The sequence below is a fragment of the Aureimonas sp. AU40 genome, assembly GCF_001463785.1.
Lineage (GTDB): Bacteria > Pseudomonadota > Alphaproteobacteria > Rhizobiales > Rhizobiaceae > Aureimonas.
In genome coordinates, this window is record NZ_BBWL01000041.1 from 373,580 (window position 1) to 397,379 (window position 23,800).

Below are 23,800 nucleotides of genomic sequence, written 5' to 3' on the forward strand. Positions count from 1 at the left end.
CTATTCCGCCGCCTCCGCCTTGAGGCTTGGCTTGCGTTCCAACAGGTCCTTCAGAAAGCGGCCCGTCCAGGACCGCTCCACCTTTACTATCTCCTCGGGCGTGCCGGTGGCGACGATCTCGCCGCCGCCGCTGCCGCCTTCCGGGCCGATATCGATGATCCAATCGGCGGTCTTGATGACCTCGAGATTGTGCTCGATGATCACGACCGTGTTGCCCTGATCGACCAATTCGTGGAGCACTTCCAGAAGCTTCGCGACATCGTGGAAGTGCAGGCCGGTGGTCGGCTCGTCCAAGATATAAAGCGTGCGGCCCGTCGCCTTGCGAGCAAGCTCCTTGGCGAGCTTCACGCGCTGCGCTTCGCCGCCCGATAGGGTCGTCGCCTGCTGGCCGACCTTGATATAGCCGAGCCCGACTTCTTTCAGCGTTGCCAGCTTGTCTCGCACCGCCGGCACGGCGGAGAAGAACTCGACGCCTTCCTCCACCGTCATATCGAGCACGTCGGCGATCGACTTGCCCTTGAAGGTAACGTCCAACGTCTCGCGATTGTAGCGTTTGCCATGGCAGACGTCGCAGGTCACATAGACGTCGGGCAGGAAGTGCATCTCGATCTTGATGACGCCATCGCCCTGGCAAGCCTCACAGCGGCCACCCTTCACGTTGAACGAGAAGCGTCCCGGCTGGTAGCCACGGGCCTTGGATTCCGGCAGGCCGGCGAACCAGTCGCGGATCGGGGTGAAGGCGCCGGTATAGGTCGCGGGATTGGAGCGCGGCGTGCGACCGATCGGGGATTGGTCGATGTCGATGACCTTGTCCAAAAGCTCCAGCCCGTCGATCCGATCATGATCGGCGGGGACCTCGCGCGCACCGGCGATACGCCGTGCGGCCGCCTTGAACAGCGTCTCGATCAGAAAGGTCGACTTGCCGCCGCCAGAGACGCCGGTGACGCAGGTCATGACACCCATCGGGACTTCGGCAGTAACGTTCTGCAGATTGTTGCCGCGCGCGCCGACGACCTTGATCGCCTTGCCCTTTTGCGGCTTGCGCCGCTTGGGCGGCAATGGCACGCCGCGCGCGCCGGACAGATATTGGCCCGTTAGCGAGGCCGGATTGGCCATGACCTCCGCCGGCGTGCCAGAGGCGATGACCTGTCCGCCATGGATGCCGGCCGCCGGACCGATATCCACCACATGGTCGGCGAGACGAATGGCATCCTCGTCGTGCTCGACGACGATCACCGTGTTGCCGATGTCGCGGAGATGCCGCAGCGTGCCGAGCAACCGCTCGTTGTCGCGTTGGTGCAAGCCGATCGACGGCTCGTCGAGGACATAGAGAACGCCCGTCAGGCCCGAGCCGATTTGGGAGGCCAACCGAATGCGTTGCGATTCGCCGCCGGACAAGGTGCCGGAGGCGCGCGACAGGCTGAGATATTCGAGGCCGACGTCGTTGAGGAACCGCAGGCGTTCGCGGATTTCCTTCAGGATACGGACGGCGATCTCGTTCTGCTTCTGCGTGAGGTGTTCGGGCAAACCCTCGAACCAGTCGCGCGCCTTGCGGATCGACAGGTCCGTCACCTCGGCGATGTGGCAACCACGGATCTTGACCGCCAGCGCCTCGGGCTTCAGCCGTGTGCCGCCGCAAGCTGGGCAGGGCGTCGCCGACATGAAGCGCTCGATCTCCTCACGCGACCAGGCCGAGTCGGTCTCCTTCCAACGCCGCTCGAGATTGGGAATGATCCCCTCGAAGGTCTTGGTGGTGGAGTAGGATCGCAAGCCATCATTATACAGAAACTCGATCTTGCGCGTGCCGGTGCCGTGCAGGATGGCCTTGCGGGCTTCGGGCGAGAGCGCCGACCAACGATCGCTCTGCTTGAACCCGTATTCCTTGCCAAGCGCGTCCAGCGTCTGGCCGTAATAGGGCGAGGTGGATTTCGCCCAGGGCGAGATGGCGCCGTTCTTCAACGTGCGCGACTCGTCCGGGACGATGAGCTTGGGATCGATCTGCTGCTGCGCGCCGAGTCCGTCGCAACGAGGGCAGGCGCCGAACGGGTTGTTGAAGGAGAAAAGACGCGGCTCGATTTCCGGGATCGTGAAACCCGAGACGGGACAGGCGAACTTCTCGGAAAACAGGAGCTGACGCGGCTTGCCGTTCTCGTCCAGCCCATCCGCATATTCCGCGACGGCGAGGCCTTCGGCGAGCCCCAGCGCGGTCTCCAGCGAGTCGGCAAGCCGCGCCTTGATATCACCGCGCACGACGATGCGGTCCACCACCACGTCGATGTCGTGCTTGAACTTCTTGTCCAGCGCCGGCGCGTCTGCGATGTCGTGGAACTCGCCATTGATGCGGACGCGCTGGAAGCCCTTTTTCTGCAGCTCGGCCAGTTCCTTCTTGAACTCGCCCTTGCGACCACGAATCATCGGAGCAAGCAGATAAAGGCGCGTGCCTTCGTCCACCGCCATGATGCGGTCCACCATCTGGCTGACCGTTTGGCTCTCGATTGGCAGGCCGGTGGCCGGCGAATAGGGCACGCCGATGCGCGCATAGAGAAGTCGAAGGTAGTCGTAGATCTCCGTCACCGTGCCGACCGTCGAGCGCGGGTTCTTCGACGTCGTCTTCTGCTCGATGGAGATGGCGGGCGACAGGCCGTCGATCTGATCGACGTCAGGCTTCTGCATCATCTCCAGAAACTGGCGCGCATAGGCCGAAAGGCTTTCGACATAGCGACGCTGCCCTTCGGCATAGATCGTGTCGAAGGCGAGCGAGGACTTGCCCGATCCCGACAGGCCGGTCATCACGATGAGCTTGTCTCGCGGAATGTCGAGATCGACATTCTTAAGATTGTGTTCGCGCGCGCCGCGAATGGAAATGACGTTCTTCATGGGGTCGCCGCATTCTGTCCGATCTCGGCCCCCATATCGGGACGTCGCGTCGGGAATCAAAGGTTTCGAACCAGGCACTGGCGTGGGATGCGTATTGTTCCTAATTTGTTCTAACCGACAAGCGCCCTGCGGACAATCTCCCTGCCGATTCGTAGAATCCGGCTGGGGATGGCTGGGGCGACGCGCTATCCCTCGGCGGCCAGCACCCTTAGAGTTCGCGCGACGAGAGCTAAATACGGAGAAGAAGAATGGCGGGAAGCGTCAACAAGGTCATCCTCGTCGGCAATCTGGGTGCCGACCCGGAAATCCGGCGGCTGAACTCGGGCGACGCCGTGGCCAATCTGCGCATCGCAACCTCGGAAACCTGGCGCGACAAGGCGTCGGGCGAGCGCAAGGAGCGCACCGAGTGGCACAGCGTCGTGATCTTCAACGATGGTCTGGTGAAGGTCGCCGAGCAGTATCTGAAGAAGGGCGCCAAGGTCTATATCGAAGGCCAGCTCCAGACTCGCGCCTGGGATGACCAGCAGTCCGGCCAGAAGCGCTACACGACCGAGATCGTTCTTCAACGATTCCGCGGCGAGCTGCAGATGCTCGACGGGCGCGGCGAGGGCGGCGGCGGTGGAGCCGAAGGCGGCGGATATGATCGCGGCGCCGGTGGCGGTGGCGGTTACGATCGTGGCGGCTCGGGCGGTCGTTCGGGCGGCGGCGGCGGTGGCCGCAGCGGCTCCGGTGGGGGCTATGGCGGCGGCGGCGGTGGCGGCGGACGCCCGTCCAACGACATGGACGACGAAATCCCGTTCTGATTGGCTTCTACTCAGGCGAGACGGCTTCCTTCGATGAGAGAAGCGATGCCGTCCGCTACGAACTGAACCGCGAGCGCGGCCAGAAGCACGCCTAAGAGCCGCGTCACCACGGCGCGGCCGGTCTGCCCCAGGAAGCGGTCGAGGCGATGCGCCACGCTCAGCATGAGATAGGTCGCACCGACAACGGCGGCGATCACGAGCAGGAGGCTGATCTGACCCGTCGGCCCCGGCAGGGCGCCGGATAGAAGGATCACGGCGGAGATCGCGCCCGGCCCCGCCAGAAGCGGAATGGCGAGCGGCACGGCGGCAATCTCGTAGACCTCGTGCTCGGTCATGGCCGTTTCCGCGTCCTTCTCCTTGCGCGTCTTGCGCTTCTCGAAGACCAGTTCGAAAGCGATCCAGAACAGGAACAGCCCGCCGGCCACGCGGAAGGCGCCGAGCGACACGCCGAGCGTCTGCAGGACGGCGACGCCCGCCAGCGCGAAGACCGCCAGGATTACGAAGGCGATCAGGCAGGCCCGCAGCGCCAGACGGCGGCGATCCGCCATCGCGAGTCCGGGCGTAAGGCCAAGGAACAGCGGCGCCAACCCGATCGGGTCTATGATCACGAACAGGGTCGCGAAGCCGTTCAAAAGAGTTTCGATCATTCCGGCCCCCAATCGTGTTCCGCTTCTCCCTAGAGGGGGTAAGGAGGGGAGGGCAAGCCACCGATGCCGCAGTTAGGTGAAGGTGATACGCGGGCTGCCCTTCTCTCGTGAAATGCATCGTTACGCCGGAGGAAGGCATATTTTCCCGCGCGCTTAGCACTTGAAGCAGGCGCTATTGATGGCGCGCAGACCCGAGATGGCGCCCATGCCGCGACCGGCAAAACCTACATTTCCCGTCTGGCACAGGTCGCAATGCTCCGCAGAAATTCTAATTGTGTTCGCGGCCGAATAAGCATCTGATTCTACTGCGCAATTAACGCGGGCCCGATTTGCCAAGCGTAGGCAGGGCACGCTATAAGTCTTCGACGTTGAGTTTGGGAACTTGTCCTTGTCCGACACTAAGCAAGATCAGCCGCCCGAGCGGCCAAGCGGCATCGAGCCGGTTTCCATTATCGAGGAAATGCAGCGGTCCTATCTCGATTACGCCATGAGCGTCATCGTGAGCCGTGCGTTGCCGGATGTGCGGGACGGATTGAAGCCGGTGCATCGCCGCGTTCTCTACGCGATGCACGAGATGGGCCTCGTCTACAACAAGTCGTTCCGCAAGTCCGCCGGCGTCGTCGGCGAGGTGATGGGCAAGTTCCATCCGCATGGCGACGCGTCGATTTACGATGCCTTGGTCCGAATGGCGCAGGACTTCTCGCTTCGGGCGCCGCTGATCAACGGGCAGGGCAATTTCGGCTCCATCGACGGCGATCCGCCTGCCGCCATGCGTTACACCGAATGCCGGCTTCAGAAAGTGTCCGACGCGATCCTGTCGGACATCGACAAGGATACGGTCGATTTCCAGGAGAATTACGACGGGCGCGAGATGGAGCCCGTCGTGCTTCCCGCGCGTGTTCCGAACCTTCTCCTGAACGGATCGGGCGGCATCGCCGTCGGCATGGCCACCAACATCCCGCCGCACAATCTGGGCGAGCTGATCGATGGCTGCGTGGCGCTGATCGACAACCCGTCTCTGCTGCTTCACGAGTTGATGGAGTTCATCCCCGGGCCGGATTTTCCGACCGGCGCGCTGGTGATCGGGCGTGTGGGGATCAACAACGCCTATGCCACCGGTCGCGGCTCCATCCTCATGCGCGGCAAGGTTCACGTAGAGCAGATGCGGGGCGACCGCGAGTCCATCGTCATCACCGAGATTCCCTATCAGGTGAACAAGGCGACGATGATCGAGAAGATGGCCGATTTGGTTCGCGAAAAGCGGATCGAGGGCATCTCCGACATCCGGGACGAGAGCGACCGCGAGGGTTACCGCGTCGTCGTCGAACTGAAGCGGGACGCGTCGTCCGACGTCATCCTCAACCAGCTTTACCGCTTCACGCCGCTGCAGACGACCTTCGGCGCCAACATGGTGGCGCTGAACGGCGGCAAGCCGGAGCAGTTGAACCTCCTCGACATGCTATCGGCCTTCGTGTCCTTCCGCGAGGAGGTGGTTCAGAGGCGGACGAAGTACCTCCTGCGCAAGGCGCGCGAGCGGGCCCATGTCTTGGTAGGTCTGGCGATCGCCGTCGCCAATATCGACGAGATCATCAAGCTCATTCGCCATGCGCCGGATCCGGCCACGGCGCGCGAGCAACTGATGGAACGCGATTGGGATGCGCGCGACGTGGCGCCCCTGATCCGCTTGATCGACGATCCTCGGCATCGCATCAGCGACGCCGGCACCTATCGCCTGTCGGAGACGCAGGCACGCGCCATTCTCGACCTTCGTCTGCAGCGCCTGACGGCGCTCGGGCGAGACGAGATCGGCGACGAGTTGAACGGCATCGGAAACGAGATTCGGGAATATCTCGAAATCCTTTCCTCGCGCGTTCGCGTCCGAGAGATCATCAAGGACGAGCTCGCAGCCGTGAAGGCCGAGTTCGCGACGCCCCGCCGCACCGAGCTTCTGGAAGGTGCTGGCGATCTCGAGGACGAGGACCTCATTCCACGCGAGGACATGGTCGTCACGGTCAGCCATGGCGGCTACATCAAGCGCGTGCCGCTCGTCACCTACCGAGCCCAGCGGCGCGGCGGAAAGGGCCGGTCGGGCATGTCGCTGAAGGGCGACGAGGATTCCGTCACACGTCTCTTCGTGGCCAACACGCACACGCCGGTTCTCTTCTTCTCCTCGCGCGGAATCGTCTACAAGGAGAAGGTCTGGCGGCTTCCGCTCGCGACGCCCCAGTCGCGCGGCAAGGCGCTGGTCAATATGCTGCCGCTAGAGAAGGGCGAGCGCATCACGTCCATCCTGCCGCTGCCGAACGACGAGCAGCAGGCGGCCGAGCTGAACGTCATGTTCGCGACCACCAAGGGCACCGTCCGCCGCAACAAGCTGGCCGACTTCCTGCAGGTGAACCGCAACGGCAAGATCGCAATGAAGCTTGAGGAGGCGGAGGACGAGATCCTGGCCGTCGCGACCTGTTCGGAAAACGACGACGTGCTTCTGACCGCGGCGAGCGGCCAGTGCACACGCTTCTCGGTGCCGGAAGTTCGCGTTTTCGCCGGTCGCAATTCGATCGGCGTTCGCGGCATGAACCTCGCCGAGAACGACCGACTGATTTCCATGGCGATTCTTCGCCATGTCGACGCGACCGCTGCCGAGCGCGCCGCCTATCTACGGATGCGCCGGGCTGTCGAAGGCGAGGCGGCGGCTGCCGATAGCATGGTGGATGAGGAGGGCGTGGAAGAAGTGTCGCTCTCGTCGGAGCGTTACGCATTCCTCAGCGCATCGGAAGAGTTCGTTCTGACGCTCAGCGAGTTCGGCTTCGGCAAGCGCTCTTCGTCCTACGAGTTCCGTACCAGCGGGCGCGGCGGTAAGGGCATTCGAGCCACCGACGTCTCACGCCTGGCCGACATCGGTCAGTTGGTTGCCGCTTTCCCCGTAGAGGCAGGCGACCAGATCCTTTTGATCTCCGATCGCGGGCAGATGATCCGCGTTCCGGTGGAAGGCATCCGCGTCGCCGGTCGTGCGACGAAGGGCGTCACAATCTTCAATACCGCCGACAGCGAGAAGGTCGTCTCGGTCGAGCGCATTCCGGATCAAGGCGGGGACGACGAGATCCTCGCCACGGACGTGGAGAACAACGAGACCCCGGACGGTGCCCAAGAAGATGGCGGCGCGTAAGCGCCGCCTTTACCTCAGTGGCAAAAGCCTAGCGGAGGATACGACGCGTCTTGGCGGCGATCTTGACGCGCGACTTGTCGGCTTCGTTGTGAACTGCAACGGCCGTGGCAGTGACCAGAGAAGCGATCATCGCGAGAGACAGGGCAAAAACCAGCATCATCATATCTCCGAATTCGCTGCCAAAACGTAAGAAATTGTTAGTTCGTTCCCTGAACGTGGCCAGCTTCGAGATTTCTTGCTCGCCGCGTGTTCTGAGGCAGCCCATCCTGATGGCGGAATGGTTTTCGAAGTGCGAAGTCATGACCTCGGGCCGATGCCGATCGCAGGGAGTTTGATGCAATGGTTAGCGAGCGGCGAACACGCCGGACTGGTCTTTTCGCCGGCTCCTTCGATCCGATGACGAATGGCCATCTCGATATTCTGACGCAGGCCTCGCACCTATTCGACCGCATCGTGGTCGCGATCGGCGTGCATCCGGGGAAAGCGCCCCTGTTCAGCGCGGACGAGCGGGCGGCGCTTGTGCGACGGGTGGTCGAGGGCGAACGCCTAGACGCCGTTATCGAGGTCAGTTTCTTCCAGGGGCTGACGGTGGATGAAGCGCGGCGCCATGGCGCCACGTCCTTGATTCGGGGCGTTCGCGATTCCGGCGATGTCGATTACGAGATGCAACTTTCAGGCATGAACAGTCGTCTGGCTGGCGACATTGGAACGGTGTTTCTGCCGGCCTCGATCGAAACCCGGCCCATAACGGCCACATTGGTTCGTCAGATCGCCGGCCTCGGCGGCGACGTTTCCGGCTTCGTGCCGACCATTGTCGCCGAGGCCCTACGTGAGAAATTCGTTCGGCACTGAGCCGAAGAGGGAGTTTGGTATGAAGTTGTTTGCCTCGATCGGATTGGCCGCCATGGTTCTGGCCTCCTCGGCGCTGCCGAGCCTCGCCCAGGCGGCCGAGACGATGGTGATCACCACCGACAAGGGGGAGATCGACGTCAAGCTTCGCCCCGATCTCGCGCCCAAGCATGTCGAGCAGATCAAGGCGCTCGCCGGCGAAGGCTTCTACAACGGCGTGGTGTTCCACCGCGTGATCGACGGCTTCATGGCCCAGACCGGCGACCCGACGGGCACAGGCATGGGCGGCTCCAAGCGCCCGGACCTGAAGGCGGAGTTCTCCAAGGAGCCGTTCAAGCGCGGCACGGTCGGTATGGCCCGCGCTCAGAACCCGGACTCGGCCAACTCCCAGTTCTTCATCATGCTCGGTGACGGCGACTTCCTGAACGGCCAGTACACCGTGGTCGGCGAAGTGACCAAGGGCATGGACGTGGTCGACAAGATCAAGAAGGGCGACGAAGCCCGCAACGGTCAGGTGACGAACCCCGACAAGATGGTCAGCGTCAAGGTCGTCGACGGCAAGTAACCGGCGGTCCCCTTGCATGCGCGAGGGGGATCGGCCAAGGAAGCACATCGGAATGGCCTGGCGGGTCCAGGCCATTCGTCGTTTGACCAGGAGGAAGGCATGACCTTCGAAAACCCGGAAGACACCCTCGTCCTCGAAACCACCAAGGGCCGTGTGGTCATCAAGCTCCGGCCGGACCTGGCCCCAGGCCATGTCGCCCGCGTAAAGGAACTCGCTCGCGAGAAGTTCTATGATGGCGTGGTGTTCCACCGCGTGATCGACGGCTTCATGGCGCAGACCGGCGATCCGACCGGCACCGGCACGGGCGGCTCGTCCAAGCCCGACCTCAAGGCCGAGTTCTCGGCCGAGCCGCACAAGCGCGGCACCGTCTCGGCGGCTCGCACGGCGAATCCGAACTCGGCCAACTCGCAGTTCTTCATCTGCTTCGAGCGCGCGCCTTGGCTGGACCGCCAGTATTCGGTGTGGGGCGAGGTCATCGAGGGCATGGACGCGATCGACCAGATCAAGCGCGGCGAGCCGGTTCGCGACCCGGACTCGATCACCACCGCACGCGTCGCCGCCGACCTCTAAGGTTCGGGCGGGATGCGGGTCGATCTTTTCGATTTCGACCTACCGGAAGAGCGGATCGCCCTGCGACCCGCTCTTCCGCGCGAATCGGCGCGCCTTCTTCATGTCCCGGCTTCGGGCGGGCTGGGTGATCGTCGCATCGCCGATCTTCCGTCCCTGCTACACGCGGGCGACGTTCTCGTCTTCAACGACACGCGCGTCATTCCTGCGCGGTTGAACGGCGAGCGCCGGCGCGTAGGGCTGCCGGAAGGTCAAGGTGTCGCGCAGATCGAGGCGACGCTTCACATGCGGCTCGACGCGGGGCGCTGGGCGGCATTCGTGCGCCCGGCCAAGCGCGTGTCGGCCGGCGATCGCATCACCTTCCAAGGCGCGGACGGTGCCACGCTGGGCTCCGAAGTCGAGGAACGGGGCGAAGGCGGCGAGACGGTGCTGCGCTTCGACAGTTCCGGGCCGGAGCTGGACGCGGCCATCGCGACCGTCGGCCATTTGCCGCTGCCGCCCTACATCGCGTCCAAGCGGCCGGAAGACGAGCAGGACCGGGCCGACTACCAGACCATCTATGCCAAGCATGACGGCGCCGTCGCGGCACCGACGGCAGGCCTGCATTTCACGCCGGAGCTTCTCGAAGCTCTCGCATCTGCGGGCGTCGACTTCGAATATGTGACGCTGCATGTCGGGGCAGGGACGTTTCTGCCGGTGAAGGCTGACGACACCTCGGCCCATCGCATGCATCACGAATTCGGTTCGATCGACCCCGATACCGCCCAGCGCCTTTCAACGGCCCGGGACGTTGGCCGACGGATCGTGGCTGTCGGCACGACTTCGCTGCGCGTTCTGGAGAGCGCGGCGGAAACTGGCCGGATCGAACCCTTCCACGCGGCGACCGACATTTTCATCACGCCGGGCTATGAGTTCCGCGCCGTCGATGCGCTGCTGACCAATTTCCACCTGCCGCGTTCGACGCTCTTCATGCTCGTCTCCGCCTTCAGCGGGCTGGATCGCATGAGGGACGCCTATGCCCATGCGATCGAGACGGGCTATCGCTTCTATTCCTATGGTGACGCCTGCCTGCTGGAGCGTCCGAAGGCAGTTTCATGACCTCGAATGAATTCGAATTTCGGCTTCTGGCCACGGACGGCAAGGCGCGTCGCGGCGAGATCACCATGCCGCGTGGGACGATCCGTACGCCGGCCTTCATGCCGGTGGGAACCGCCGGCACGGTCAAGGCCATGTATCTCGATCAGGTGCGTGAGCTCGGCTCCGACATCATCCTCGGCAACACCTATCATCTCATGCTGCGGCCTGGGGCGGAGCGCGTGGCGCGGCTCGGCGGCCTGCACGAGTTCGCCCGCTGGCCCTTTCCGATCCTCACCGATTCCGGCGGCTTCCAGATCATGTCGCTGTCGAGCCTTCGCAAGATGAGCGAGAAGGGCGTCACGTTCCGCTCGCATGTCGACGGCTCGGTGCATGACCTCAGCCCAGAGCGCTCGATCGAAATCCAGGGGCTACTGGATGCCGACATCCAGATGCAGCTCGACGAATGCATTCGCTTGCCGGCCGAGCGCAGCGAGATCGAGCGGGCCATGGAGCTTTCGCTGCGCTGGGCCGAGCGCTCCGCCGTCGCCTTCGGCAACCAGCCGGGCAAGGCCATGTTCGGCATCGTCCAGGGCGGCGACCAGCCGGATCTGCGCATCCGCTCGGCCGAGCGTCTGGCGGCGATGAATCTCAAGGGCTACGCGGTGGGCGGTCTGGCGGTCGGCGAGCCGCAAGCGGTCATGCTGGAAACGCTTCAGGAAACGCTGCCGTCGCTTCCAACGGAGAAGCCTCGCTATCTCATGGGCGTCGGCACGCCGGACGACATTCTTCAGTCCGTGGCGCGGGGAATCGACATGTTCGATTGCGTCATGCCGACGCGGGCGGGGCGGCATGGGCTGGCCTTCACGCGCGACGGGCGCGTCAATCTGAAGAACGCGCGGCATGCCGAAGATCCACGGCCGCTGGACGATACGTCAGACTGTCCCGCAACCCGTGATTATTCCCGCGCCTATCTGCATCACCTTGTCCGGGCCGACGAAGCCTTGGCCGGAATGCTGCTGACTTGGAACAATCTCGCCTACTATCAGAGGCTTATGGCGGGCATGCGATTGGCGATCGAGGAAGGGCGCTTCGACGATTTCGCCGCTGAGACCACCGAGCGATGGACGCGTGGGGAAGCTGCCCGCAAGGCTGCCTGAACGGTTTTCACCATTTCCTGAGCCGTTGAAATTGCCCCGCCTCGCCGATGATCTGTGGATAAAGACGGTCTTTGGCGGCTAATCCGACCGCTATCTCTTGATTGCGAACGAGACAACTTGATCGCCATCTTAAATTCTTCGTAAGTTTTTAGGGTGAGGGAATAGGGAAGCATCTGGGTGCGGCGCGAAGCACCCTTTGGGGGACATGAGTTTTGATGATCAAAACCGAAGCCACGTGTCGCGGCCGGAAGGTCCTGCTCGTCTCGACGGTCTGCGTTGTCGGCTTGACCCTGTCGGCCTGTCAGTCGACCTCGTCTTCGACCCATGAGGAACTGGCGCCGGAAGACGACGCGCCAATCTTCAGTTCGAGCATCTTCGGCGTGAAGGCGAGCCCGCGCATGACGCGCTCCAAGACCGTGCCCAAAGGCGGCGGCCGCGATCAGACCGGCAAGCCCTACATGGTGAAGGGCAAATGGTACTATCCCAAGGAAGAGCCGGGCTACGTGAAGTCCGGCACGGCTTCCTGGTACGGCGCGAATTTCCATGGCCGTCTGACGGCCAATGGCGAAATATACGACATGTATCATCTGTCGGCCGCGCATCCGACCTTCCCCCTGCCGTCCTACGCCCGCGTGACCAACCGGAAGACCGGCGCCTCCGTCATGGTGCGCGTGAACGATCGCGGCCCCTATGTCCATGATCGGGTGATGGATGTCTCTTCGCGCGCGGCCCAGCTTTTGGGCTTCCAGCAGGATGGCATCGCCGACGTGAAGGTCGAATATGTCGGCCGGGCCCCGCTGGAAGGCGACGACACCAAGGTTCTCATGGCCTCGTACCATCCTGGTACCGTGAAGCCGGAGGATGCCGGGCTCTCGTCTGGCGTCATGGTGGCCTCAAAGAGCGAGTCGGTTTGGCCGTCCTTTCTTAGCGCAGCCTTCAGTCCGCGCAGGCAGGAACAGCCGGCAGAGGTCGCGACCAAGCCTCTGGTGCGTCCGGTCCCCAAGGCGGTGGCGAAGAGCGCGCCCAAGCCGTCCTCGATCGAGGACCTCATCGACACGTACGACGCCGCGACGCCGCCGGGCGTGTCCATGCCGAAGATCACGATGTCCTACGCCAAGTCGCTCGGTCTGTCGTCCGACGCGATGCGGGCGATTGCCGCGATCGCGCAGAATGATGCGCCCAGCAACCGTATCGAAATCGGTCGGGTCGATCATATCTCCCAACTGATGGCGCTTGAGAACGCGGCGGCTGGCTATGGCGAGATTGTCGAGCAGAAGAGCGCGGAAGGATCGTCCTTCGCGCTGGTGGTGGCCGAGGGGCAGAGCATCGATGTCGGTCTGCGCCGCCTTTGGTCTGCCGGTTTCAAGGATGCCTTCGCCCTGCGGGACGAGTGAGCTGCAGGGGATTGCATTCGCCTGCTGCGATCGTTCCTCCACGCCGTTCGCTTCCATGCCCCTCGACTCCTTGAGGTGTATGCCCGAGCCGATCTATCGAGCGTTGGCGGCGTCTCTGCTTGCCGCCGGCATGCTCGCGGCTGCGAACGGTCCCGCGCAGGCCCAAGGGCCGGACGCTCCGTTCTTTACCGACACGGCGGCGCGCAGCGCCTATGTCCTGGATGTCGAAACCGGCAGCATTCTTCTGGAGAAAAACGGCGATCAGGGCTTCGCGCCGGCCTCGCTCGCGAAGCTGATGACTGCCGACATCGCTCTGGACGCGCTGGCCAAGGGCGCCATCGAGCCCCAAACGACTTATCCGGTCAGCGACCATGCCTGGCGCACCGGCGGGGCACCGTCCCGGACCTCCACGATGTTCGCCGCCGTGCGCTCCAACGTGCCGGTGGACGCGCTGTTGAAGGGCTTGGCAATTCAGGGCGCCAACGATGCCGCGATTATTCTCGCGGAAGGTCTGGACGGTTCGGAGCGCGCCTTCGCCGAGCACATGAACCGGCGCGTCACCGAGCTCGGCCTCACAGCCTCCCGCTTCGTGAACGCGACGGGTCTGCCGGCCGAGGGGCAGGCCGTTTCGGCGCGAGACATGGCACTTCTCGGCCGTCATATCGTCTCGGCCTATCCCGAGCAGGCGGTGCTCTACGCCGAGCCGGAATTCGAGTGGAACCGCATTCTACAACGCAATCGCAACCCGCTGCTGCGCCTCGGCATCGGTGCAACTGGGCTGGCGACCGGCTTCACCGACGGCGAGGGCTATTCGATCGTCGGGGTGATCGGGAAGGATGGTCGTCAGACCGTTCTCTCGCTCTTCGGTTTCGAAAGCGACGCGGCGCGAACCAAGGAGACGGTGCGCCTGTTCGACTGGACCAACGCAAATTTCGAGCGGCGCACAATTTTCGCGACTGGTCAGGCAGTGGGTCAGGCGCAGGTCTTCGGCGGAACGGCCGGCCAAGTTTCGGCGGTGGTCGATGGCAGTGTGGAGCTCTACGTCCCGCGCAAACGCACCGACCTCGTTGCGGCGGACGTCCGATATGACGGCCCGTTACAGGCGCCTCTGCGCAAAGGCGATCGGATCGGCACGTTGAACGTGACGATCGAGGGAAAGCCCGCTTTGCAGCGCGACGTCTTCGTCGGAGAGGACGTGTCGGAAGGTACGTTCGCCGCCCGCGCAGCGGGTGCGATCCAGGAACTGGCTTTCGGCTGGATCCGCAGCCTATGAAAGAAGCCACCCCCATCACCGATCCAAGCGCCAGCTTCTTTCTCACTTTCGAGGGGGGCGAGGGAAGCGGCAAGACAACGCAGATCGCTCGTTTGGCCTCATTCCTGCGAGAGCAGGGGCATGAGGTCTGCACGACGCGCGAACCTGGCGGGACACCGGCCGCCGATGCGCTCCGGCAGATCCTCCTGTCCGGTCGCGCCCGCGACCTCGGCGGCGAAACGGAGGCCCTGCTGTTCGCCGCTGGGCGGCGCGACCATATCGAGGGCGTGATCCTGCCGGCTCTTCTGCGCGGCGAGATCGTGCTCTGTGACCGGTTCCATGATTCGACCCGGGTCTATCAGGGCAGCGTCGGCGGCGTTCCGCCCGAGACGCTGGCCGTGATGGAGGCCGCGACGTTGGAAGGGGTCGTCCCTGATCTGACGCTGATTCTCGACATTCCGGCCGAGCAGGGTCTGCAACGCGCGGCCACCCGGCGAGGCCAGGACGCCGCCGATCGGTTCGAAAGCGAGCCCGTCGCTCTACACGAGCAAAGGCGGAAGGCCTTCCTGCGGATCGCCGCCTCGGAGCCGAGCCGCTGCGTGGTGGTGGATGCCGCGCGCGAAGCCGATGTGATCGAAGCAGAGATTCGGCGGATCGTCATGGAACGACTTGTTGGGAAGCAGAGCTTTCCCCAACAGCTTGGGAAGCCATCGCCATGACGCTGACCATCGTCGCGGGACATGACGACATCGCTGACATCCCCACTCCGGCAGAGCGGATCACGCTTCTGGGTCGGGCCGCCGAGTGGGGCGAACTCCAGTCGGCTCTGACGGACGGACGGTTGCATCATGCCTGGTTGTTCCAAGGGCCGGAAGGCACTGGCAAGGCGACCACGGCCTATTCCTTCGCACGCCGTCTGATCGGCGGCGAAGGTGTTCTCGTAGATCAGGCTCATGGCGAGCCGAGTTTCCACGAGGACCATCCCGTCCTTCGCCAGATGGCGCAGGGCAGCCACCCCAATTTTTTGCATATCCGCCGTCCGCCGATGGATCGGGGCGAAGGCTTTCGGACGCAGATCACCGTCGATGAAGTTCGTCGCCTCAATCACTTCTTCCGAAGCACGGCGGCCGACAACTGGCGTGTGGCCCTGATCGACCCCGCCGACGACATGAACCGCAACGCTGCAAATGCGCTTCTGAAGATCCTGGAGGAGCCGCCGGAGCGTTCGATCTTCTTGATCGTCAACCACATGCCGGGCCGGCTTCTTCCGACGATCCGCTCGCGTGCCAGAACACTCCGCTTCTCGCCGCTGTCCGCTGAGGCTGTCGCGCGCGGTCTTGCCGCGAGTTTTCCCGAACAGGACGCCTCCTCGATCACCGCGGCCGCGAAGCTTTCCGGCGGCAGCCTGCGCTCGGCCTATCATCAGATCGTGTCGGGCGGCCTGGAGATCATGCAGGAGGTGGATAAGGTCTACGGCGCGGGGCGGACCGACTGGCGTCATGTCCACGCCTTGGCCGATAGTCTGTCCCAGAAGGGCCGCGAGGAAGCCTGGGGATTGGTGCGCGATGGCTTGTTCGATCGCTTGGCCCAGGACGCGCGCCGGGCGGTCACGACGGGGGATCAGCGCTTGGGGGCGGCGCTTGCCGAATTCTGGCGAAGCGAGACGGGCCGATGGCAGGACGCGGCGGCCTTCAACCTCGATCGTAAGCAGACGCTCATCACCTTCGCCTCGGGTCTGGCTGCCGTTCGGGAGAAGAACCGCTGAACGATTGCGATCGCTTTGTTGAGGGGCGGCACGGGATGGTTTATTGCGGCCAGAGTTGACCGATTCCTGCAGGCAAGACGATCGATATGGCTGAGACCTTCTATCTGACCACCGCGATCTCTTATCCCAACGGGCGCCCGCATATCGGCCATGCCTACGAGCTGATAGCCACCGACACGATCGCCCGGTTCAAAAGGCTGGATGGCTACGACGTCCTGTTCCTCACCGGGACGGACGAACACGGCATCAAGATGCTGCAGACCGCGCGAAACCTTGGCATCGAGCCGATCGAACTGGCAACCCGAAACTCCGGCGAATTCCAGGAGATGGGTCGGCGCGTCGGCAGCTCAAACGACGATTTCATCCGCACCACCGAAGAGCGCCATCGCAAGGCGAGCCAGGCGATCTGGACCCGGATGGTCGAGGCCGGCGACATTTACAAGAGCTCCTATGCCGGCTGGTACTCCGTTCGCGACGAGGCCTATTACGCGGAGGACGAAACCCGGCTGGCTGAGGACGGCAAGCGCTTGGGTCCCCAGGGCACGCCGGTCGAGTGGGTGGAGGAAGAGAGCTATTTCTTCCGCCTGTCGCAGTTCGGTGAGCGCCTGCTTGCCCATTACGAGGCGCATCCCGACTTCATCGGGCCGGCCGAGCGGCGCAACGAGATCGTCTCCTTCGTCAAGTCCGGCCTTCGCGACCTGTCGATCTCCCGCACGACCTTCGACTGGGGCATTCCCGTTCCCGGCGACGAGCGGCATGTCATGTATGTCTGGGTCGATGCGCTCACCAACTACCTGACTGCGACCGGCTTTCCCGATGCGGGCGAGCGCAATCGCTTCTGGCCGGCCGATCTCCATGTCATCGGCAAGGACATCGTCCGCTTCCACGCGGTCTATTGGCCGGCCTTTCTGCTGTCGGCCGGGATCGAACTGCCCAAGCGCATCTTCGTCCATGGCTTCCTCTTCAATCGCGGAGAGAAGATGTCGAAGTCGGTCGGCAACGTGATCGATCCGATCGCGCTGGTCGATGTCTACGGGCTCGATCCCTTCCGCTACTTCCTCCTGCGCGAGGTGCCCTTCGGCCAGGACGGCAATTACTCGCACGACGCGATCGTCGCCCGGATGAATTCCGAGCTCGCGAACGATCTCGGCAATCTGGCACAGCGCTCGCTGTCGATGATAGCCAAGAACTGCGAGGGCAGGGTGCCCGAGCCGCTCGACTTCACCGAGGCCGATCACGCCATTCTCAACCAGAGCGGCCAGCTCCTGCAGCTGTGCCGCGCCTCGATCGATCGGCAGGAGCTGCATTCCATGCTGGCGACGATCGTCGCCACCGTGTCCGAGACGAACCGCTATTTCGCGGCTCAGGAGCCATGGGTGCTGCGCAAGACCGATCCGGCTCGGATGGGAACCGTTCTCTATGTGACCGCCGAGGTCGTTCGCCGCGTCGCTATCCTGCTTCAGCCGGTCATGCCTGAGTCCTGTGGCAAGCTGCTCGATCTTCTGGCCGTGGGCACTGACGAGCGAAGCTTTGCATCGCTGGATCACGGCACGGTCCTGCCGGCCGGGCGCGAGCTGCCGGCGCCCGCCGGCGTCTTCCCGCGCTTCGTCGAGCCGGAAGCGGGCAACGCGTGATGACGCGGCCCTATCTAGTCGACAGCCATTGTCATCTCGACTTCCCGGAGTTCGAGCCCGACCTCGACGCCATCGTGGCACGAGCGGGCGAGAACGGTGTTGGGTTGATGGTGACGATCTCGACCTACACTTCCAAGCTGCCCAATCTGTTGCGACTGACCGAGCGATTCGCTCAAGTCTATGCTTCGGTCGGCACGCATCCGCTGAGCGCTGCAGCCGAGCCGGACGTTCCGACCGAGGAGATCGTTCGCCTCAGCCGAAACCCGAAGATCGTGGCGATCGGCGAGGCAGGGCTCGACTATTTCTACGACCGCGCGCCGCCCGAAGTTCAGAAGCCGGTCTTCATTCGCCATATCGAGGCGGCTCGCGAGACCGGGCTGCCGCTCGTCATCCATGCGCGCGACGCCGATGCCGATATCGAGGCCATCCTGAGCGAGCAGACGCGCCTAGGAGCCTTTCCCTTCATCCTCCATTGCTTCTCGTCCGGCCGACGGCTGGCGGAAGCCGGGGTGGAACTCGGCGGCTATGTGTCCTTCTCCGGTATCCTGACCTTCAACAAGTCGGAGGAGATCCGCTCCATCGCGCGGGGCGTGCCGATGGAGCGGCTGCTGGTCGAAACGGATGCGCCGTTCCTTGCGCCGCCGCCCCATCGCGGCAAGCGCAATGAGCCGGCCTTCGTCCGTCATACGGCCGAAGCGCTCGCCAAGGTTAAGGATGTCGATCTCGATACGATCGCCGCCGCCACGACCGACAATTTCTTCCGCCTGTTCAGCCGCGTCCCCGGCGGCGCCGCGTAAGGAGGCTGCGTGACCGATCGCTTGCGCCTCACCATCCTGGGATGCGGCAGTTCGCCAGGGACGCCGCGCATCACGGGGGATTGGGGCGCCTGCGACCCGAACGAGGCGCGCAACCGGCGCGGCCGGTGCTCGGCCATGATCGAGCGGATCGGACGTGACGGGCGGACCATCGTGGTGATCGATTGCGGCCCGGACTTTCGCGAGCAGATGCTTCGAGAAAGCGTACGGCATCTCGACGCCGTCCTGGTGACGCACCCCCATGCCGACCATTTCCATGGCCTGGACGACATTCGCGGCTTCTTTCTAGAGACGGGCCGAGAGATCGATCTCTACGCAGATGACGCGACCTATGTCCGCCTGCGGGAGGCCTTCGGTTACTGCTTCCAGACGCCGCCCGGCAGCGCGTATCCGCCGATCGTTCGGCGACTGCCGATTACGCCGTTGGAGCCCATCCGTATCGACGGTGCCGGCGGCCCGATCGAATTCCTGCCGTTCGAGCAGGATCATGGTTCGATCCTATCGCTCGGGTTCCGTGTCGGGCCCATCGCTTATTGCAGCGACGTCAGCGACTTTCCAAAAAGCGCGCAGAGCGCCATCGAGGGAGTGGAGCTGCTCGTCATCGATGCTCTCCAGTATCGGCGTCATCCCAGCCATCTCTCGCTCGAACAGGCGCTCGACTGGATCGCTCGGTTCCGTGTGCCGCGCGCCGTTCTAACTCATATGCACACGCCGCTGGACTACCAGACGCTGCTGCGCACGCTTCCCGACCATGTCGCGCCCGCCTATGACGGCCTGCAAATCGAGTTCGATCTCGGCTGAGCGTCAGGACGCTTCGTCCTGCAAAAGGACGAGTGGATCGACGCGCTTTTCCAACTTCTCCGCACGTTCGTTCCTCGAACTATAGACTGGTCTCACAGGCCAGGCATCAATAACCGTCAGCACTTATCGTGTTCCATAATCCATATTATGAGGATTAAGTGTGGTGATGATAAGAGAGGGATTGTGGACATCTCTGTCTGTCCGTCCCCTGTCCTTCGATCGTAGGCGACGATCCTCACTTGACCGACATCGGTCCCGCGTTCAGACCGACGCACGGATCGGCCGATGGAGTTTGAGATGCAGCCGTCGCGAGACATGAAGCGCTTGGTGGAGATCATGAGTGCCCTGCGTGCCCCGGACACGGGTTGCCCATGGGATCTCGAGCAGAGCTTCGACACGATCATTCCCTATACGATCGAGGAAACGTTTGAGGTCGTGGACGCGATCGAGCGCCGTGACCCGGACGATCTCAAGGAAGAACTGGGCGACCTCCTGCTTCAGGTCGTCTACTACAGCCAGCTCGCTGCCGAGGCCGGTCTCTTCGATTTCGAGGACGTGGTCGAAGGCATCACGCGCAAGATGATCCGGCGTCATCCGCATGTCTTCGGGGATGCCGATGCGCGCAACGCGCGCTCCGCTAAGGGACAATGGGAGCGCATCAAGGCCGAGGAAAAGCGCGAGCGCGCCGAGGCTCGCGCTGCCCGCCTGCGTGCCGAGTTGGATGGTACGGCCGAGCGCTCGGAATGGTCGGGCCGGAACGAGGCCGCAACAAGTCTTCTCGACACGGTGCCTGGCGCCCTGCCGGCGCTGACGCTGGCCAGGAAGCTGCAGGAAAAGGCCGCGACCGTCGGCTTCGACTGGACGACACCAGAACCGATCATTGCCAAGCTACGCGAGGAAACGGCGGAGTTCGAAGCGGCGTCCACAGGCCAGGAGCGGAGCGACGAGCTGGGAGATCTCCTGTTCACGCTCGTCAATCTCGGGCGGCGCTACGAGATCGACCCGGACTCGGCGCTTAGAGGAACTGTTGCGAAGTTCCGCGATCGTTTCCGACTGATGGAGGTCGCGGCGGATAGTCAGAGCCTCCGCCTCGCGGACCTGCCCCTGGACGAACTGGAAGCGCTGTGGGTGCGAGCCAAGCGCTCGTCGCAGCCGGAAGCCGAGAGTATCATCGGCTGAAGCGTTGAAATGTCGAGCGGTCGCGCATCAGATGATACGCGACCGCTCGACTCCGCCCGAAATCAGTCGATCCGAAGGTTGGGATAACGGGAGCCGAGCCGCTGGAGGTCGAACCGCGCCTGACGTGTCACGTCCAAAACGAGATGCACGCCGCCGTCTTCGAGATCCTCGCGTTCGCGCACGATCGAGTTCTCGTAGACCCAGGGCAGAACCGTCATGCTGTCGGAGGGAACGTCGAGTTCCAACAACTCCGCCTTGCCGGCGATGCGACGCTCGATCTCTGCGAGCAGCGCATCGACACCCTCACCGGTCAATGCCGAGGCCAGATGGATCGAAGGACCCTTGGCGTTGGACGCCGCGGTCTGGGCCAGATGCACACGGGCCGACTCGTCCAGCCTGTCGATCTTGTTCCAGACTTCGATGACGTGATCGGGGTCGTCCACATCGACGTCGAGATCCTTCAGGATCTTGTTGACATCGGCGGACTGGGCCAGACTGTCGGGATCCGACATGTCCCGCACATGCAGGATGATATCGGCTTCGATCACCTCTTCCAGCGTTGCGCGGAAGGCGGCCACGAGATGCGTGGGAAGATCGGAGATGAACCCCACCGTGTCCGACATGATCACTTCCGTTCCATGCGGCAGCGTGATGCGCCGCAAGGTCGGGTCGAGCGTAGCGAAGAGCAGATCCTTGGCCAGGACATCGGCGCCCGTCACCGTATTGAAGAGCGTCGATTTGCCGGCATTGGTGTAGCCGACCAGCGCGATCACGGGATGGGGCGTCTTCTTGCGCTTGGCGCGATGGAGAGTGCGGGTCTTCCGAACCTGATCCAGTTCCTTTTCCAAGCGCTTGATCTTGTCCTGCAACTGCCGCCGATCCGCTTCGATCTGGGTTTCGCCGGGACCACCGAGGAAGCCCGCGCCACCGCGCTGTCGCTCCAAGTGGGTCCAACTGCGAACAAGCCGGCCGCGCTGGTAGTTGAGATGCGCCAGTTCGACTTGAAGCCGGCCTTCCTTGGTTCGCGCGCGCCGCCCAAAGATTTCCAGGATCAAGCCGGTGCGGTCCAGCACCTTTGCGTTGAGTTCCTTTTCGAGATTGCGCTGCTGCACCGGCGTCAGCGGATGGTCCACGATGACGAGGCCGATTTCCTCGGCCGCCACCAGACCCTTCAGCTCTTCCACCTTACCGGACCCGATCAGGGTCGCCGGCTGGGCCTTCGAGACGGAAATGATCCCGCGCGCGACGACATGAAGGTCGATCGCGGCGGCAAGACCTTCGGCCTCGATCAGGCGATCCTCGTCGGCTCGCCGGACTAGATCTGCCCCTTCTTCTGCGCGCGAACGCTCTCGAAGAACGGGGACGAACACCCCTGCCCTAGTCGCGACCTGCTTGTGTTCGATCGGTCCCTTGGAACCGGACGCCTTGTCGAATTCAGTCAATCAGACTTCCCGCCTTCTTCCCCACCGTCGTTCATATTGACCGGCTGCGACGGCATGATCGTAGATATGGCGTGCTTGTAGACAAGTTGCGAGTGCCCATCGCGTCGAAGCAGCACGCAAAAATTGTCGAAGGACGTCACGACGCCGGTCAGCTTGACGCCGTTCACGAGGAAAATCGTGAGGGAAATCTTCTGTTTGCGGACCGCGTTGAGGAACAGGTCCTGCAGGTTGGGAAGGCGCTCGGCCATGGGAAATCAGTCACTCTTCTTGGCTTGCCCGACACGTTGGTGCATCGGGACGTGCTTGTTATTCGACGGCGGGCGCGAGCTTGCCGCCCCGTGTCACAGTGTCGACCATTCCCACGATTCGTTTCAAGCCGATGACGTGAGCGGTCTCATCGATTGGTCCGATAAAATCGCTGGTGCGTCAAAAGAACTCCAGGCTCACCCGGAAGAACTGCTCGACTTGGCGCACCGCCGTGGACCGAACGAAGATCACGACATGATCCCGCGCCTGGATGCGGGTCTGGGCATTGGGCCGGATGAAGATGCCGTTGCGCGAAATGGCGCCGATGCGCAGGCCGTCGGGCAAATTCAACTCATGTAGCGGGCGCCCGACCAGAGGCGACGTGTCCAGGGCCTCGACCTCGATCACCTCCGCCACGCCGTTCTGGACGGAATGAACAGCCCGGATGCGGCCGCGGCGGACATGCTGCAGCACGCGAGAAATGGTTACGGACTTTGGATCAATCACCGAATCGACGCCGAAGCTTCGTGACAGCTCATGATAGGTTCGCCCGTTCAGCAGAACGAGATTGGACTTGGCGCCGAGCCGCTTGGCCAGCGCGCCGGACAAGATATTGACCTGATCGTCGTTGGTGAGAGCGACCATGAGATCGGCCTCGCCGATATCGGCTTCCTTCAGTATCGCGGGATCGAGCGCGCTGCCGTTGAGGACGGTGGTACGGCGAAGCTCGTCGGCCAGTTTGCTGGCCTTCAGGATGTCAGGCTCGATCACGCGGAGACGCTTGGATGTCTTCTGTCGCTCCATGGCGCGGGCGACCGCAAGGCCGACATTGCCGCCGCCCGCAATCACGATCCGCCCGGCTTCCGGCTCCTCGTGCCCGAACAGCGCCAATGTTCGCGCGACATTGGTCTGCTCCACGACGACATACGCGAGGTCGTTGGCATAGAGCTGATCGGCCGAGTTCGGAATGAAAAGGTCGGCGTCGCGAAAGATGCCGACCACGGTAGCGCCGAGATCTGGAAACAGCGCCGACAATTGGCCTAGCGGCATATTGAGGATAGGGCATTCGTCGCGGCATTCGATGGCGAGAAGCGCGATTGTGCCGCTGGCGAATCGGACGGAGTCCACCGCGCCCGGCAGCGCGATCCGCCGCATGACCATTTCCGCGACCTCGATCTCCGGCGAGATCACGACGTCGATCGGCAACTGGTCCGTGGCGAACAAGGTCTGCCAATGCGGCTGGAGATAGGACTGCGCGCGGATACGGGCGATCTTCAAGGGTACGTTGAAGATGGAATGGGCGACCTGGCACGCGATCATGTTGACCTCGTCGTGCAAGGTCACCGCGATCAGCATGTCCGCCTCGGCCGCGCCCGCCTCGGCCAGCACTTCGGGATACGCACCATTGCCTACGATGCCGCGCGCGTCGATCCGCTCGCGCAGCGCGTTCACCAGCGCAGGCGACGTGTCGATGACCGACACGTCGTTCTGCTCGGCGGCTAGGCGTTCGGCGATGCCGTAGCCCACCTGCCCGGCACCGCAAATGACGATCCGCATGCAGTCG

At 63.4% G+C, this 23,800-nt stretch carries 21 protein-coding genes; 15 read left to right on the forward strand and 6 right to left on the reverse strand.

Annotated features, from left to right (window positions below; all coding sequences use genetic code 11):
- A complete protein-coding gene (uvrA, locus tag AUL32_RS15300; protein WP_062116525.1) occupies positions 1–2,877 on the reverse strand; it encodes an excinuclease ABC subunit UvrA in 2,877 nt (958 codons plus the stop codon).
- A gap of 248 nt (positions 2,878–3,125) precedes the next feature.
- Between uvrA and ssb the strand changes: the two genes are divergently transcribed.
- Positions 3,126–3,680 (forward strand): single-stranded DNA-binding protein, encoded by a 555-nt coding sequence (ssb, locus tag AUL32_RS15305; RefSeq protein ID WP_062116528.1) that lies wholly within the window; start codon positions 3,126–3,128, stop codon positions 3,678–3,680.
- Between the two features lie 11 nt (positions 3,681–3,691).
- Here the strand turns inward: ssb and AUL32_RS15310 are convergent, their stop codons facing one another.
- The gene (locus AUL32_RS15310; RefSeq protein WP_061976133.1) at positions 3,692–4,327 is read right to left on the reverse strand and encodes a MarC family protein; all 636 of its coding nucleotides are present in this window, start codon (positions 4,325–4,327) and stop codon (positions 3,692–3,694) included.
- A 460-nt stretch (positions 4,328–4,787) separates the two neighbouring features.
- Here AUL32_RS15310 and gyrA point away from each other — a divergent pair, with 460 nt between their 5' ends.
- Positions 4,788–7,493 carry a DNA gyrase subunit A gene (gene gyrA / locus AUL32_RS15315; RefSeq protein ID WP_244497925.1) on the forward strand — a complete coding sequence of 902 codons (2,706 nt, stop codon included), beginning with the start codon at positions 4,788–4,790 and terminating at the stop codon, positions 7,491–7,493.
- Between the two features lie 28 nt (positions 7,494–7,521).
- On the opposite strand, the gene AUL32_RS25280 is transcribed toward gyrA, so the two are convergent.
- Entirely contained in the window at positions 7,522–7,794 is a 273-nt protein-coding gene (locus AUL32_RS25280) for a hypothetical protein (protein WP_156421481.1), read from the reverse strand.
- Positions 7,795–7,832: 38 nt separating this feature from the next.
- Here AUL32_RS25280 and coaD point away from each other — a divergent pair, with 38 nt between their 5' ends.
- From coaD to mazG, 13 genes are all read left to right on the forward strand, one after another.
- Positions 7,833–8,345 carry a pantetheine-phosphate adenylyltransferase gene (gene coaD / locus AUL32_RS15320; protein WP_062116534.1) on the forward strand — a complete coding sequence of 171 codons (513 nt, stop codon included), beginning with the start codon at positions 7,833–7,835 and terminating at the stop codon, positions 8,343–8,345.
- A 19-nt stretch (positions 8,346–8,364) separates the two neighbouring features.
- A complete protein-coding gene (locus tag AUL32_RS15325; RefSeq protein WP_061976130.1) occupies positions 8,365–8,907 on the forward strand; it encodes a peptidylprolyl isomerase in 543 nt (180 codons plus the stop codon).
- Between the two features lie 99 nt (positions 8,908–9,006).
- Positions 9,007–9,477: a peptidylprolyl isomerase gene (locus AUL32_RS15330; protein WP_061976129.1), complete on the forward strand. Its 471-nt coding sequence runs from the start codon at positions 9,007–9,009 to the stop codon at positions 9,475–9,477.
- 12 nt (positions 9,478–9,489) lie between these two features.
- Entirely contained in the window at positions 9,490–10,572 is a 1,083-nt protein-coding gene (queA, locus tag AUL32_RS15335) for a tRNA preQ1(34) S-adenosylmethionine ribosyltransferase-isomerase QueA (protein WP_062116537.1), read from the forward strand.
- Positions 10,569–11,708 (forward strand): tRNA guanosine(34) transglycosylase Tgt, encoded by a 1,140-nt coding sequence (gene tgt, locus AUL32_RS15340; RefSeq protein ID WP_062116538.1) that lies wholly within the window; start codon positions 10,569–10,571, stop codon positions 11,706–11,708. Before queA ends, tgt begins: the two co-directional genes overlap by 4 nt.
- A 215-nt stretch (positions 11,709–11,923) precedes the next feature.
- Positions 11,924–13,102, forward strand: a complete 1,179-nt coding sequence (locus AUL32_RS26290; protein WP_062116539.1) for a septal ring lytic transglycosylase RlpA family protein — start codon at positions 11,924–11,926, stop codon at positions 13,100–13,102.
- 79 nt (positions 13,103–13,181) lie between these two features.
- On the forward strand, positions 13,182–14,375 hold the full coding sequence (locus AUL32_RS15350; protein ID WP_244497893.1) for a D-alanyl-D-alanine carboxypeptidase family protein: 1,194 nt from the start codon (positions 13,182–13,184) through the stop codon (positions 14,373–14,375).
- Positions 14,372–15,073: a dTMP kinase gene (tmk, locus tag AUL32_RS15355; RefSeq protein WP_062116541.1), complete on the forward strand. Its 702-nt coding sequence runs from the start codon at positions 14,372–14,374 to the stop codon at positions 15,071–15,073. The genes AUL32_RS15350 and tmk overlap by 4 nt, the downstream gene beginning before the upstream one ends.
- On the forward strand, positions 15,070–16,119 hold the full coding sequence (locus AUL32_RS15360) for a DNA polymerase III subunit delta' (RefSeq protein ID WP_062116543.1): 1,050 nt from the start codon (positions 15,070–15,072) through the stop codon (positions 16,117–16,119). Before tmk ends, AUL32_RS15360 begins: the two co-directional genes overlap by 4 nt.
- Before the next feature lie 86 nt (positions 16,120–16,205).
- A complete protein-coding gene (gene metG, locus AUL32_RS15365; protein ID WP_062116546.1) occupies positions 16,206–17,753 on the forward strand; it encodes a methionine--tRNA ligase in 1,548 nt (515 codons plus the stop codon).
- Positions 17,753–18,550, forward strand: coding sequence for a TatD family hydrolase (locus AUL32_RS15370; protein WP_062116549.1), 798 nt, complete (start codon positions 17,753–17,755; stop codon positions 18,548–18,550). Before metG ends, AUL32_RS15370 begins: the two co-directional genes overlap by 1 nt.
- A 9-nt stretch (positions 18,551–18,559) precedes the next feature.
- Positions 18,560–19,369: an MBL fold metallo-hydrolase gene (locus AUL32_RS15375; RefSeq protein ID WP_062116553.1), complete on the forward strand. Its 810-nt coding sequence runs from the start codon at positions 18,560–18,562 to the stop codon at positions 19,367–19,369.
- Between the two features lie 297 nt (positions 19,370–19,666).
- Complete coding sequence (gene mazG, locus AUL32_RS15380; protein ID WP_062116892.1) at positions 19,667–20,548, forward strand: nucleoside triphosphate pyrophosphohydrolase; 882 nt, start codon at positions 19,667–19,669, stop codon at positions 20,546–20,548.
- A 62-nt stretch (positions 20,549–20,610) separates the two neighbouring features.
- Here the strand turns inward: mazG and hflX are convergent, their stop codons facing one another.
- The 3 genes from hflX to trkA all read right to left on the reverse strand — a co-directional run bounded on the left by hflX (position 20,611) and on the right by trkA (position 23,793).
- Entirely contained in the window at positions 20,611–21,951 is a 1,341-nt protein-coding gene (hflX, locus tag AUL32_RS15385; RefSeq protein WP_062116895.1) for a GTPase HflX, read from the reverse strand.
- Between the two features lie 35 nt (positions 21,952–21,986).
- Positions 21,987–22,238, reverse strand: a complete 252-nt coding sequence (gene hfq, locus AUL32_RS15390; RefSeq protein ID WP_061976120.1) for an RNA chaperone Hfq — start codon at positions 22,236–22,238, stop codon at positions 21,987–21,989.
- A 178-nt stretch (positions 22,239–22,416) separates the two neighbouring features.
- Positions 22,417–23,793 (reverse strand): Trk system potassium transporter TrkA, encoded by a 1,377-nt coding sequence (gene trkA, locus AUL32_RS15395; protein ID WP_062116556.1) that lies wholly within the window; start codon positions 23,791–23,793, stop codon positions 22,417–22,419.
- Positions 23,794–23,800 lie beyond the last annotated feature (7 nt).

Coding starts and splice junctions, on each gene's coding strand:
- uvrA (WP_062116525.1), bottom strand. CDS start 2,877: ATGAAGAACGTCATTTCCATTCGCGGCGCGCGCGAACACAATCTTAAG.
- ssb (WP_062116528.1), top strand. CDS start 3,126: ATGGCGGGAAGCGTCAACAAGGTCATCCTCGTCGGCAATCTGGGTGCC.
- AUL32_RS15310 (WP_061976133.1), bottom strand. CDS start 4,327: ATGATCGAAACTCTTTTGAACGGCTTCGCGACCCTGTTCGTGATCATA.
- gyrA (WP_244497925.1), top strand. CDS start 4,788: ATGCAGCGGTCCTATCTCGATTACGCCATGAGCGTCATCGTGAGCCGT.
- AUL32_RS25280 (WP_156421481.1), bottom strand. CDS start 7,794: ATGACTTCGCACTTCGAAAACCATTCCGCCATCAGGATGGGCTGCCTC.
- coaD (WP_062116534.1), top strand. CDS start 7,833: ATGGTTAGCGAGCGGCGAACACGCCGGACTGGTCTTTTCGCCGGCTCC.
- AUL32_RS15325 (WP_061976130.1), top strand. CDS start 8,365: ATGAAGTTGTTTGCCTCGATCGGATTGGCCGCCATGGTTCTGGCCTCC.
- AUL32_RS15330 (WP_061976129.1), top strand. CDS start 9,007: ATGACCTTCGAAAACCCGGAAGACACCCTCGTCCTCGAAACCACCAAG.
- queA (WP_062116537.1), top strand. CDS start 9,490: ATGCGGGTCGATCTTTTCGATTTCGACCTACCGGAAGAGCGGATCGCC.
- tgt (WP_062116538.1), top strand. CDS start 10,569: ATGACCTCGAATGAATTCGAATTTCGGCTTCTGGCCACGGACGGCAAG.
- AUL32_RS26290 (WP_062116539.1), top strand. CDS start 11,924: ATGATCAAAACCGAAGCCACGTGTCGCGGCCGGAAGGTCCTGCTCGTC.
- AUL32_RS15350 (WP_244497893.1), top strand. CDS start 13,182: ATGCCCGAGCCGATCTATCGAGCGTTGGCGGCGTCTCTGCTTGCCGCC.
- tmk (WP_062116541.1), top strand. CDS start 14,372: ATGAAAGAAGCCACCCCCATCACCGATCCAAGCGCCAGCTTCTTTCTC.
- AUL32_RS15360 (WP_062116543.1), top strand. CDS start 15,070: ATGACGCTGACCATCGTCGCGGGACATGACGACATCGCTGACATCCCC.
- metG (WP_062116546.1), top strand. CDS start 16,206: ATGGCTGAGACCTTCTATCTGACCACCGCGATCTCTTATCCCAACGGG.
- AUL32_RS15370 (WP_062116549.1), top strand. CDS start 17,753: ATGACGCGGCCCTATCTAGTCGACAGCCATTGTCATCTCGACTTCCCG.
- mazG (WP_062116892.1), top strand. CDS start 19,667: ATGCAGCCGTCGCGAGACATGAAGCGCTTGGTGGAGATCATGAGTGCC.
- hfq (WP_061976120.1), bottom strand. CDS start 22,238: ATGGCCGAGCGCCTTCCCAACCTGCAGGACCTGTTCCTCAACGCGGTC.
- trkA (WP_062116556.1), bottom strand. CDS start 23,793: ATGCGGATCGTCATTTGCGGTGCCGGGCAGGTGGGCTACGGCATCGCC.